This window comes from Maribacter sp. BPC-D8 (assembly GCF_035207705.1).
GTDB lineage: Bacteria > Bacteroidota > Bacteroidia > Flavobacteriales > Flavobacteriaceae > Maribacter.
The window spans coordinates 2,236,213-2,249,881 of sequence record NZ_CP128187.1; the positions used below are offsets into that span (position 1 = coordinate 2,236,213).

The following is a 13,669-nucleotide window of genomic DNA, read 5'->3' on the forward strand; positions in this document are numbered from 1 at the left end:
AATATTACCTATATAAACAAAATGAAATATTTTTTTAGCTTAATAGTTTCGCTTTTTTTACTGATTTCTTGTACTACTGATACAGAACTAAATACCAACGTAACCAGTAAGCAACTTGCCAAAAACAAACTTTTGAAAGTACAAAAAACAGAAAAAACTGACTCACGTAAAGGTATTTTTTCTAATCACGAGTACAGTAGCACATATAGTTACAACTACCAATGTACTATAAATGATAATGAAGTAATCTGGCAAGACAAAGGCAGTGCGGTACCAAAAAATCTTCTTTTTAGCGAAGATACTGTCTACATAAATTATGTTGAAAAGAAAAGTGTTCCTTACCAACAAGCGGCTAATGATACTATACCTAGATACAAAGATTCTATTGTAACAAAATATGACCAATTTATTGATAACAGGTATTTCTTTAAGTGGTTTGGTGAATTTTATTGGCAATCGGTAACCTTAGAAGAATACAATAAAAAAATGCTAAATGGCACAGAATATAGTATCCCAAATGATGATGATTTGAAATATCTAAAAAATCAAAAAAAAGGCTTTATAAATTATGAAGTACTAGAAGATTCGGTAATGTATCATGACACCTATCGTTCTGGCACCACTTATTATTTAAAAAAAGAGGCTGTACTTTTTAAGGTAAAAGGAGCGGACCCCAATACTTTTAAAGAAATGACTAAAAAATATGCAAAAGACAGTTTACATGTTTTTCATCAAGGGCATAAATTAAGTCGAAGAGATGCTCCTACTTTTAGGGTACTTAACCAAGCACAAAGATTATTTACAGCAGATAAAAATGGCGTGTACCAAAAGAATAAGTTAATACCAGAAAGTCATGGTCCAAGTTTTAAATTTATAAATTTTCAATTGGCTGAAGATAAAAATCAGATGTATCATGTAGCTGGCAACTATAGCACTATATTAAAGGGGCTAGACTCAAAAACAGCGAAAGTATTAGAATGTAATACGTGTAAGGATCGTTATATAGTAGATAAAAAGCATGTCTATTACGAAGGTGATTTAATTAAAGAAGCCAATGTAAATTCTTTTCAAGTAATTGAATATGAATATTCTAAAGATGATAAACATATATTTTATAGAAATAAAATAATCAAAAATGCAGATTATAATTCCTTTCAAATACTAGAAGAACCTATAGATATAGAACGCGTAACATTTGTTATGGCAGATAAAAACTATGAATATGGCAATTTTAGCAATAATTTAGAATTAATTATTCGAAAAAAAGAATAGAGAAAATTAGTGCTCTAGATAATCATGGGGTGAATTTAGAAATTGAGAAATAATATACCGACTAGCAAAATAAATTAGAGTAATGAAAACAGGAAATTTTAAAGTATTATTTCTCTTATTTATAGTAGCTACGCTATTCTATAGTTGTTCTAATACGAATGAAACCAAAAGTATATCATTTTACCATTGGAAAGCAAAAGCTACCTATAACGAAACGTATAAAGAAGCATTAACAATAGCAGAAAGCAAGAAGGTCTACTTACATTATTTTGATCTTAATTTGGTAGACGAAAATGATTTGCAAAACGATGGTATTTATCCTAATTACCTATTGAGACAAGTAGATAAGGCGTATCATGATTTTGATATTGTACCTGTGGTATATATTACAAATCAAGTGTTCAAAGATAAAATTGATATTCAAGGTTTAGCTGAGCGTACAACCAAACTAATTAATCAAATTAGTGAAAAGCAGTTTCAAAAAGAAATAAGCACAATTCAGATTGATTGTGATTGGACACAGACTACAAAGAATGCCTATTTTGAGTTTTTAAAATTAATGAATGAAGAATTTGAAGTATCAACAACCATTAGGCTACATCAAATAAAATTTCAGAAGCAAACGGGTATTCCACCAGTAAAATCAGGAACATTAATGTTATATAATATTGGAGACTTAAAAAGTAAAAAAGAGAATTCAATTTTAGAAAACAGCATCGTTCAAAAATATATAAATACAGATACCAGTTACCCTTTAAAACTAAGCCTTGGGTTGCCTCTTTTTTCACAGACAATTGTAACAAACACATCAAACAAAATAAAAATAATAAAAGATACAGAACGTTCTATTTTAGAGCATGATAGTCATTTTAAAAAAGTAGACGAGACTAATTTTTCTATTCTAAAAGATACTTTGTATAAAGGATTTTACTTAAGTAAAGGCTATAACCTAAAATTAGAAGAACTTTCTGAAAAAGAGATTATTACATCGTATAAAACAGTAAAAAATAGCAAGTTGAATATTGATGATGTCATCTTTTATCATTTAGATGACAATGCTTTGAACAGCTTAGATTTAGAAAAAATAATAACCGAATTATGAAAAATATACTCACATTAATAACGCTGTTTTTCACATCAATTACCCTAGCTTGTGGTGGCGGAGAATGGTATGGTGGCTTTTATAACCTATTTAAACAAACTAATATTTCTGCAGAAGAATTCTATCCTTTTTTGCGTGATGAATACAACCATTTTTATGAAGAGCATTATTACTATGATGCAAACGCTAAAAAAGTCTACCCAAAAGGAAATGTAAAACTTTGGGGAAGCATTCTTACCAACTGGACTGCTAAAGAGATAGAGATGGCGGTTTATAATTATCCTGATTTTGATTGGGAAAACAAAAAATCGGCTTTAGAAAATGATGTTAAAAATTATTTAGAATTTGCTCAAAAATGTAGTGAGGTATTCTCTCATAGAAGCGCAGTAAGTACTTGGGACTATGATGCGGCTTTGTTAAGGTCAGAATATGAGACCTTAGATGCGCAAGAATTGGTAGACGAAGCGAATACGCTAATAGGTACCATAAGCGACGAACAATTAAAAGCAAGGTATTATTACCAAATAATTAGGGCATTGCATTACACAAAAAATTATAGTGATGCTATTGTATTTTTTGAAAATACGATTGAAAATAAAGTAACTAAAAATGAAATATATTATTACATATTAGACCAAGTTGCAGGTTGTCATTACTCTTCAGGTAATTATGATATTGCCGCATACTACTTTACCAAAGTACTTAACAAGAGTGTAGACAGAAAAAAATCTGCCTTTAACAGCTTTAATTTTTGCACATTTAAAAATGTAGATGGTGCGCATTATTCTAAGGGAATTGAAGATGAAAAAGACCTACTGTTAATTCGTAGCCTACGAGATTTTTCAGATGAAATTAATAACATCAAAAAATTTATTGCATTAGACGCAAATGATGCCCGCGTAGAACTACTTTTTATGCGTGCCTTAAGTAATGTAGAACGCGATGTTTGGAAAACCGATAGTTACGAGCATAAAAAGGAATTACCTTATCTAAAAGCTAATAATAAACATGCTAACTTATTACAGATAGCAGAAAAGCAAATAGCTTCGGGGGTAAAGAAAAAAGATTTCTGGAGAATGGCTAGCTCTTATTTGTCCTTTGTAAACAAAGACCTTACTGCAGCCAAGCACAAATTAAAAGAAGTAAAGACATTCTCTGATCAAAAGAAAATATTAAACATTGTTTATGAGGTATTCACTTGGGAAACTATTAGCCCAGAAAATGAAAATTACATTCATAAAGTTTTACTAGAAAACCCCATTAAGAAAGATGAAAGTGCAGAAGATTGGCGTTTAATCATTTTAGACAAAATAGCACATACCTATTTAAACAATGGTGAAATTGCTAAAGCATTTCTAGTCCATAATACTATAGAAAATACAAACAAAATTCAGTCATTAGAACTTTTAAATGATTTAGAGAAGTTTTATCTAAAGCCTGATAAAAGCAATTATGAAAAGCAGCTACTTAATGCTAACACAACTAAAGGTGTTGATTATTTAGACTACATAAATTACCAAAAAGGGGTGTATTATTTATATGAACAAAACCCTACGCAAGCATTAGTGTTTTTTAATAAAAACAAAACGTATGTAGGCGAGAAATCAATACCTGCATTAATTTTCAGTAACAACATAAAAGAATGTTTTGATTGTGTAGAAAGTGAGGTTATGGCAGATGAAGTGTATAAAGCCTTCCCATTTATCACCACTACATTTAGCAGAAAACAACTAGCCGAAAATTTAATTGCTTTAGAGCGATTAAGGCAAGACGAAAAACAATGGAAGGTTAAACTCGCCAATTATCTTTTAGGTAATTATTACTTCAACATTTCCAACACTGGGTATTATAGAGGACTCTTAACTAGTAATTCGAACTGCTGCAGTTATAGTTACACCTATAACAATCAAATTAAGGAAGCAGATGCCATAATTAAAAATAAAGAAAACTATAATTTATCTACAATATTTCTACATGACAAAAACTATTTTGACATGAGTTCTGTTGCCATGCAGTATTATCAAAATACCATTAACCTTTCTACGGATAGAGAGCTTAATGCACGGTGTTTATATTTAATGGCAAAGTGCGAATTAAATCGTTTTTATAATGTAGGCGCTTCAGAAACTTTTGAGGTAAAAGAGAATGAATATTATACATTTAAATTGCCTCAATATAAAAGCTTCAAAACTTTAGAAGAAGAATATTCATCAACCGATTTCTATGATATGATTATTGATGAGTGTAGTTATTTTAAGTTGTATACAGCGCAGTAGTTCATTAAACAGACAAAATGAGTTTTAAAAAAGTAGCACAACTTAAAAATATTCTGGTAGTATTATTCTTTGCGAGCCAAATTATGGTAGGGCAAAATAAATCTAATGATTTATCACAAGCCTTAGAAAATGGTACGCATAGTCAAGTTGTCACTTTAATAAAAAAAGGTGCTTTATTAGATAACACCGAAAACTACCTTTACAAGGCATCCCTAAATTCGAACATAGAAGATGTAAAACAGAATTATAATCTTCTATTAAAAAGCGGCTATAAGCAAGATGAATATGAGTATTTAACCGCTTTTTATTCTGCTATAGTTAGCAATAATACTGCGGTTATCACCTTTTTAGCAACCCAACCAGAATGGAATATTAAGAATGATTATAAGGATAACCAAGCTGAAATTTTTCAGAGAGCCTATACCGAACTTAAAGAAAACCCACTTACAGAACCTTCGGCATTAAAAACGCTTATAGATTTAGATATAGACCTAAAAAGCTATCGCACAGAACAGTATGTATTTAAATTTGCCAAAGATTGTTACAAAGGGTATAAGGAAAAAGAAGCCATAACTGCATTTAAGAAATTGGCATCTATGGGTATTAATTTAAATAATACGCACCCTAATGGAGAAACGATTTTGCATCAAGCTGCTCGAAATGCTTCAGATAGTATTTATCATATTTTTAAAGAATTAGAGGTAGATGCATCCATAAAAAATACTAATAATAAAACAGCAGATGATATTTTTTTAACAAGAAAAATAATAAAATCAATGCGACTAGAAGAGGTTACAAAGCTAGATTCTCTTTTAGCGCAAGTTGTTGACATTAATAATGAAGAGTACCTATATCTGGTCGTTAACAATGCATCAAAAGAAACAGTTTTAAAAAAGTTTCAAACTGTTCTTAAACATGGCTATGTACCTAATACAAATAGTTCAAGACAAGGTGATTTTGAGTTAGAGCATTGCTTACGAGTAGCTATAGGCAGTAATGCTTTAGATTTAATGAAATATATCTTCACACTAGATGAATCATTACAACAAGAGGATAAATTAAATCATTTTTATGCGAGCGCTATTCATGCTTTAAACACATTCCCTAAAAAAAATGAATCTGCAGTACAGTTATTAGTCGATAAGGGTTTAGATATTCATTCAACAAAAAATAAAGAGACCTTACTAGAGCTTGCAAAATATACATTTGGTGATGATGGTCAAAAAACTTTTAAATATTTTGTTTCATTGTATCCTGTAGATTTAAATTTTAAAGATGAAGATGGTTTAACCATATTACACCATGCAGCTCAGACTGGCAACCAAGAACAATTTACTTTTTTCAAAAATCTAGGTGTAGATGCATCCATAAAAAGTAACAATAATAAAACAGCAGGTGAAATTTTAAAGTCCGTCTTAAACGAACGAAAAGCAGAAGCCCGGCTACTTGGTAGCATTCCTTATATTTTGCTTTTACTAAGTAGTGCAATACTAGCACTTTCTATTTTTTACAGAAAAAAAATAAACCATATTATAGTTAGAATTATAGTTAGCTTTTTAGATACGCTCGCTATTTTCTATATTCTTTCTACCGTGTTTACCGTACTACAAGATAGTAAAGAATCGGCATTAGAAATAATGGCTTTGTTTGCTATTTTTGGGGCTGTAGTTGTTCTACCCGTATTTTTTATAATTCAGTATTTAATATTTAGACTATTGAAATCAAAAAAACACAGTGCCACTTTTTAAAAATCTTGGTCTTTTTTTCAACTTATCCCTTCACCTTTATATAGAAAAATCTATTTTCTTATAAATAAGTTTTACGCTTATAAATTAGATGGTTACGAATACCAATAAAATCACATTTTATGGCAATATATAATATACAAAAAGGTTCTTAGCCTATTATACATAGCTTAGAAGCAATAATATAAGTTGTTAAAATTGCCTTTTAATTCAGAGAAAATAAGTAGAAATCATTGAAGTGGTAAAATGAAAAATAAAAAAATGATCTATCTCGTACTTACAGTATTTATAGTGTTAATTATAGATAGATGCACAATGGCAAAAATTTCTACAGCTTCAATATTTGAAGATAAAGAGTTTAAAGAATATCCATTTTTACAAGACGGCGTAACTACTGATAGTTATGAAATTAAGCAAATGAGCGATTACCAATATTGTAATGTAATGTACGATACGTTGCACAATTTTTTTATACTTGAAGACGGATCTTCATTCCAAATAATCGATGCAAAAGGAAAAGTAGTTAACTCACAAAACAATACGAACAAAGATGCTGAAGCAATTTTAGAATTCGCAGGATCAGACAGAACAAACCTAGTTTACTTAAGAGACTATGAAAACAAACGTTATTCTTATTACGGAGGTTGGAGTGAGTTGAAAGAACATGAAAAAATATATAAAAGCGATGATAAACCAGGAGCTACGATTAACACCATGTTTTTTAGAAAAGAATGGGTACATGAAACTATCAATACCGGGTTGTTTAGCACCCCTTTTCCGAGGTCATTTAAGGGCACAGGTTATTTTCAATTAGAAAAAGGAAATCAAGTTTTAAAATTTAAAAACACAATGTTGAAAAGTGCTTTATCACAAAAAGAATATGCTACAGTATATCATTTAGTTATTCCAGAACGCTTTAGAAATAAAACAGAAGTGTCTTTTATAATGTTTAAACCTGTTAGCAATTATGCCGATGGCGCAGGAACGTATATGGTGAAAAGAAAAGACTAACTAAAGGTGTCAAAAAATAACAAATACACATTTGTCAAGTTATCTAAAATCTATTATCAGTATTTAGAAAGAATGGGTTTGCGAACAATTCTTACTAGCTCTCATTATTCAATATATACTTTTTGCACTGTTTTTGATATTTAAAAAGCTAATGTTCCACCTCATTTTTACACTTGTAAATTAATACACTACGCATATAAATTGCTTACTGCTAAAAAGAAATATTAATAACATATTAAGGTTATAGAGAACCATTATCATTTAGTAAGCAACAACCTATAATCCATAATCAATGAAACTGAGTACAAAAGCCGAAAAAGCATTACAAATTTTACAAGATTGGGAAGGTAAATACAATATATACAACTTCGATAAACTACAAACTATACAAGGTTTTCAAAAACCAACAGTAGCAGATTGTTGTTATTTAATGAATGTAAAAGATGCTACTAAAAAAATAATTAATACTCAATTTTTTGAAATAGCAACCACAGGCGAAGGCGGCACCTATGCATTATGGGAGTACCCAGAACTAGAAGGTGAGCCACCAGTGGTATTTGTCGGTAGTGATGGTCATTATGCCATGATAGCGCCATCAATGGAAGCTTTTGCTGGTTTATTTGCGTTAAATAAATTCTTGTTCCCCGAAATAGATAATAATAAAACATCAGTTTGGCAAGAATGGCGAAAATGGCATCCAGATTTAGAAGAGCTAAAAGCAAATTATACGCTTAATAGCGCAGAAGAAGCCAATGATGAGTTGCAAAAAAAGATAGATCAATATAAAAAAATATTTACGGGCTCTTTTGAGTTAAAGACATTTGAAGCATATATGTTGGAAATGAACCAACACAAAAATTTTAGAAATTGGTGTGAATATCTAGAAGCAAACAATAAAGAAACAACTGGAGAAATTGGAGGTAATTATTACGTTAAACCTGAATTAAAAACACCAACAAATTCACTAATAGACCTTTCAGCGTTTATAGAAATAATTGATTTATCAATTACAGATGCAAAAGTCATCACGATTATCGAAGCATTAGGGATTACAATGCAAGCAAATACATCTGATAATGAATATATTATCACAGAGTACGAAGATGAATTAGACCTAAAAATAACATTTTCAAAAGATGATAAAGGGGAGTTAGTATTCAATCAAATAGCAACATGGAAAGTATGTAAATGTGACTATCCGTTTAAAATAACACGGCAAGACGCCTACACAGATGTTGTCAATAAAATAGGTAAGCCTGCAAATTATGGCTGGAAATATTCTAAGAAAACTAGAATTTGGAGACTCAAAAATAAAAACAATAAAAATTACAGTATTACAATAGATTTCAAAAATGAGAATCTCACAGAAATAAGAAGGTTTTCAATTAAATCTTTTGATCCGAAAAATATTGGTGTGGGTAATTTTGAATTGTAGGCAAAATAAGAACAGCCAAAGTATCCTAAAAATAATAAGACTTAACCCAAAATCATTATAAATATTAGCTGTATTCGACAATTGAATCAAGAAAAGTTCTTTGGTGGACATATATACTTACCAAATGGTTTAAGCAAACCCAATACACTTCTTTTTACAGGGAATATGCTTTAACCGTTTAAAGCGTTTTACAAACAATTAATCTTCCACATTTTTTCACTTATAAAGTAGTTTACTACGAATATAAAACGCGACTAAGAAAAGGCAATATGTATTAAGTTTTTCGGTTTTATATATGTATTTTAAAACCATACATATGTTAGAAATTTTAGCCCTCGGTTATTTCTCAAAAAAAGTAAGAAGTATCGCAGAAGAAAAAAATATTAATCCCTCAAAATGGATTTGGAGATTAGTTCTTACCTGGTTTGGTGTAGAGATAGCGACTATAGTTTCGATTTTTGTTTTTACAGATGCCAATATAGAAAATGATATTTTCATAGTAGTGTTACCCGCTTTAGTTTTAGCTGTCATAAGTGCTTTCTACACCGTCTATCAATTAGAACAAAAACCTCAAGAGCCCTCTAAAGAATTAAAAACCGAAGCCTTAAAAATATAAATTTTAAAAGCAATAATATTTATTTGAGAAATGAATAAGCTCTGAACCCGAACAACGTTTTTAAATAATAAAACATTCAACCTCGAAGTATATACAAATTAGATGTTAACGCTTATCAATCAGAATTGTAGAAACTAAGAACTATAGCTATTATTGTTTAAATGAGATACATCATCGAAAGAGGTAGCTTAAAAAATATAACATGAGTATAGTAAACCAATACCGTTCAGTAATACAATGGGAAGATCCAAACTCAAATGAGCTTTTTATTAAGTTCACCGACAAAGGTGATGAAATTAAAAATGCTTCAAAGCTAATTTTACAACCCGGTCAAGGCTGTATTTTAACCTATGAAGGTAAAGTTGAAAGTGTTTTAAGTGATGAAGGTATGTATGACCTTAAATCTGACAACACGCCTTTTTTAACATCCATAAAAAAGTTCTTGTCTTTACGTGAAGGTAGTGAACATGTAATGGGTATTTGGTTTTACCGAAAGGCAGATATTTTAAATATGCGCTGGGGCACCAGAGTCCCAATTTCATATACAGATCCTATTTACACCTTCCCTATTTTGCTTTCTGCATTCGGTAATTACAGTATTAGAATAACAAAACCACAATGGTTTTTTGAGAATGTAATAGCTGGTCAAGAGGTATATTGTCACTCACATTTAAAAGAAGTTTTCATTTCGAGGGTAACACAACCCATTACAGATTATTTAGCGAATGCTAAATTCTCTTATGTTGATGTTGATAGTAATCTAAATACTATTGCTGTTGAGGCAAAAGAAAAAACAGCATCAGTTTTTACTGATTTAGGATTTGAGGTATTAGATTTCAGAATAGAAGGTTCGCAGTTTGATAAAGATACTTTAGCACGTATAGCAAAAATATCTGACGTTCAAGCCGATGTATTAGCTGCAAAAATTGCCGGGGTGGAATACACCGAAATGCAACGAATAGCAGCCATGCGAGATGCAGCGAATAATGAAAGTGGCAGTGCAGGTATTTTAATGGGTTTAAATGCTGGCACTCTAGTAAATTCAACCATGAACCAAGCACCACAAGAACAACAACCAGCAACAGATAGCCCAATGACTAAGCTCAAAAAATTAAAAGAACTGTTTGAAATGGAATTGATTTCAGAAAGTGAATACAGCGATAAGAAAAAAGCAATTTTAGATAGTATGTAATAATAGCATATCTTCAAAAAATCTAACATTCTTTACATTAATGGTCATTGAGTTCATAAAAATGAAACAGTTAAAATTATTTATTCTACTGATAGTAATTGTTTCGTTTGCCAGTTGCAAAAAAAGTACAGAAGGCAATGCCTTAACCGACAGTGAATTTTTAGATTATATATCTAATGAGAAATTAAGACCATCGCTTCAAAAAATTGATAGCCTTATTAAATATGAGGAATACTCAGATAAAAGAAGGGCGATACTATTTCATGAAAAAGGAAGGTTACTAGGGGCTTTAGAAAAAGACGTTGAAGCTATAGGCAGTTTAAATGAAGCGCTTTATTTATTCGAAAAAGAATCTAATAAACAATATTTAGCTAAAACAAATATGCTCTTGGGCGATTCTTATGCTATGCTTTCTAAGCAAGATACCGCTACCCTATACACCAATACCGCTTACAAGTATTTTAAAGAGATTGGAGATAAGAAAGGAGAGGCACATACATTAAATTCATTAGGGCACCTTTCTTTTTTAGTAGGAGATTTTGATTCCTCTATAATTCATGTAAAAAAGGCAATCGACTTACAAACAGAGCTCGGCAATAAAGAGACCTTGTCTGCTTCTTATAATAACTTAGGTTTCATTTTAGAACAAACCGAAGATTTTGATCAAGCTAAAGCGTATTATGAAAAAGCAATTGCTCTCAACAATGAGGTAGATAGGCTCAATACAAGTGCCCTAAGAAATTTGGGATACGTTTATTTAATACAAAACGATGCTGAAAAATGTATTTCTACTTATAAAAAAGCGCTAAACATTGAAGAAAAAACCGAGCATTATGTAATACAACAAGAGATTTATGAAGTGCTTATTGAAGCTGCTGTAATAACTGAAGATTTTAAAAGTATTCCCACTTTTATTAGAAAGAAAGACTCTATTACTCAATTATTGACTTCTTACGAAAGTGAGGAAAAAATGAAGATGATCAATAGAAAAAATGAACAATTTATTGAACAAGAAATTTTAAAAAAAGAATTAGAATTAAACAAAAAGAATAAGATCATTCTAGGGTCAATTTTAAGCTTTTTACTTGCGTTCGGATTATATGTATTTCAAAAAAATAGAAATTCGCGATTAGAACTAAAACAGCAAAAACTAGAGTTAGAACAAAAAATATTAAGAACACAAATGAATCCGCATTTTGTCTTTAATGCACTTACCGCCATTCAAAAAACGTTCTTTGATGAAGACCCTATAAAATCAAGTACCTATCTCACCCGCTTTGCCAAATTGGTTAGGCAAAATTTCGATGTAGTAAATAAAAAGCAAATTACATTAGAAGAAGATCTTGACATTTTAAAAAACTATATAGAAACACAACAATTACGTTTTGAAAACAAATTTGACTACGAGATAAATTTGACTAATGATATAGAGGTTTCAATGATAAAAATACCTCCGATGTTATTGCAGCCATTTATTGAAAATTCAATTGAACATGGTTTAAAGCCAAAAAATAAAAAGGGCCTACTACAAATAAATATAACAGAAAAAGGGAAGTATACCCATATTGAAATTATAGATAATGGCATTGGCTACAGTAAAGAAAAGGTTAAAGATAATCGTGAACATGCCATAGACATATTCTTAAAACGACTTAAACTAAGAGACTTAGGAGAGGAAAAAAAGTTTTCTATTCAAGCTCTTGAAAATAATAAAGGAACCAAAGTATCCATCTTTTTAGACCTACGCCAATGATTAAAATTGCAATCATAGATGACGAAATCAATGTACGAGAGTTGATTAAAAAAATGCTAAAGTTAATATCTAGCGCTTATGTAGTTGTTGGTGAAGCTGCTTCTATAACTGGTGCAAAAACCATGTTACTAGAAAGCAAACCTGATATGGTCTTTCTAGATATTGAACTTGAAGATGGTAGCGGTTTTAATTTGTTAGAGCAAATACCTCAAATAGACTTTAAACTTGTTTTTATAACTGCCTTTAACGAGTTCGCCTTAAAAGCATTTAAGTACAATGCTTTAGACTACATACTTAAACCTATTGCACCAGAGGAGTTAAAAAATACTTTAGAAAGGGTCGAATCAATGGTATATGTAGAGAAAGAGACAAAAGCACTATTAAAAAATCTTAAAGAAAACAGAGAATCGAAAGTTCAGAAAATTGCTATTAAAACAGCAAAAAAAATGCACCTTTTAGAAGTAGAGAGTATTCTTTATTGTCAATCTGATGGTTCGTATACAAAAATAGTAACCGAGCATGAGTCCATACTAGTTTCAAAAAACCTAAAACATTATCAAGAACTCTTACCTGAAGATATTTTTATAAGAACACATCAATCTTATCTTGTAAACAAAAAGCATATTCGTGGTCTTGAAAACGATAATATTCTTTTAAAAAACGATGAAATTGTTGCTATCTCTGCGAGACGAAAAGCAGAAATAAAGGCTATACTCTTAAACGAATAGGAGCTAAAAGCATCAAATATCAATTAAAATACTACACTTATCAATCAGGCTGGCACTATAGCACTTTTTTAAGTTAATTCTCGTTATCTAGGTACCAAACCAACAAAAGCCACTTTGGCTTTGACCAACCTAACAATGACCAGAATCTATTTTAAGAAAGAGAATTTAATACTATGGTATATTCTTTTTGCCATGGGCATAGCTGTACTAATTTTTGGTTGGCTTTTAATAGAGTATTTCGCTTGGCAAGCAATTTTAATCTTAAGTATTGCCATTTATAAAATCATTAGCATTTCTAAAAAGCCTATTACACCTGTACTAGAGTTGAATGACGAAGGCATTACGCTACTTGGCTTAAATGATCAACCTTTCTACCCTTTTGTCAATATCAATAAAATATTTCTAGATAGCTGTACGTTAAATGGATACATCAATTTAAAGACTCCTAATAAAAAAGTAATTCTAGACGCTGTCGCTATCTCTATGAAAGACCAGCGAGAAATCGCCGATTTCGTAAACCAAAGAATATAACAGCCCCC

At 30.5% G+C, this 13,669-nt stretch carries 11 protein-coding genes; all 11 read left to right on the forward strand.

Features of this window, described 5'->3' with window-relative positions; all coding sequences use genetic code 11:
• The first annotated feature begins 21 nt into the window (after nt 1-21).
• On the forward strand, nt 22-1,272 hold the full coding sequence (locus tag QSV08_RS09885) for a DKNYY domain-containing protein (protein WP_324028216.1): 1,251 nt from the start codon (nt 22-24) through the stop codon (nt 1,270-1,272).
• An 82-nt stretch (nt 1,273-1,354) separates the two neighbouring features.
• Nucleotides 1,355-2,374 carry a hypothetical protein gene (locus tag QSV08_RS09890; RefSeq protein ID WP_324028217.1) on the forward strand — a complete coding sequence of 340 codons (1,020 nt, stop codon included), beginning with the start codon at nt 1,355-1,357 and terminating at the stop codon, nt 2,372-2,374.
• Nucleotides 2,371-4,650 (forward strand): hypothetical protein, encoded by a 2,280-nt coding sequence (locus QSV08_RS09895; RefSeq protein WP_324028218.1) that lies wholly within the window; start codon nt 2,371-2,373, stop codon nt 4,648-4,650. Before QSV08_RS09890 ends, QSV08_RS09895 begins: the two co-directional genes overlap by 4 nt.
• Nucleotides 4,651-4,667: 17 nt before the next feature.
• On the forward strand, nt 4,668-6,398 hold the full coding sequence (locus tag QSV08_RS09900) for a hypothetical protein (RefSeq protein WP_324028219.1): 1,731 nt from the start codon (nt 4,668-4,670) through the stop codon (nt 6,396-6,398).
• A 312-nt stretch (nt 6,399-6,710) separates the two neighbouring features.
• Nucleotides 6,711-7,406 carry a hypothetical protein gene (locus tag QSV08_RS09905; protein ID WP_324028220.1) on the forward strand — a complete coding sequence of 232 codons (696 nt, stop codon included), beginning with the start codon at nt 6,711-6,713 and terminating at the stop codon, nt 7,404-7,406.
• A 292-nt stretch (nt 7,407-7,698) separates the two neighbouring features.
• Complete coding sequence (locus QSV08_RS09910) at nt 7,699-8,841, forward strand: hypothetical protein (protein WP_324028221.1); 1,143 nt, start codon at nt 7,699-7,701, stop codon at nt 8,839-8,841.
• Between the two features lie 316 nt (nt 8,842-9,157).
• Complete coding sequence (locus tag QSV08_RS09915; protein ID WP_324028222.1) at nt 9,158-9,457, forward strand: hypothetical protein; 300 nt, start codon at nt 9,158-9,160, stop codon at nt 9,455-9,457.
• A 202-nt stretch (nt 9,458-9,659) separates the two neighbouring features.
• Entirely contained in the window at nt 9,660-10,649 is a 990-nt protein-coding gene (locus QSV08_RS09920) for an SPFH domain-containing protein (RefSeq protein WP_324028223.1), read from the forward strand.
• Nucleotides 10,650-10,710: 61 nt separating this feature from the next.
• Nucleotides 10,711-12,402: a tetratricopeptide repeat protein gene (locus QSV08_RS09925; RefSeq protein ID WP_324028224.1), complete on the forward strand. Its 1,692-nt coding sequence runs from the start codon at nt 10,711-10,713 to the stop codon at nt 12,400-12,402.
• Complete coding sequence (locus tag QSV08_RS09930) at nt 12,399-13,130, forward strand: LytR/AlgR family response regulator transcription factor (RefSeq protein WP_324028225.1); 732 nt, start codon at nt 12,399-12,401, stop codon at nt 13,128-13,130. Before QSV08_RS09925 ends, QSV08_RS09930 begins: the two co-directional genes overlap by 4 nt.
• A 135-nt stretch (nt 13,131-13,265) precedes the next feature.
• Nucleotides 13,266-13,661, forward strand: coding sequence for a hypothetical protein (locus QSV08_RS09935; RefSeq protein ID WP_324028226.1), 396 nt, complete (start codon nt 13,266-13,268; stop codon nt 13,659-13,661).
• Nucleotides 13,662-13,669: the final 8 nt, after the last annotated feature.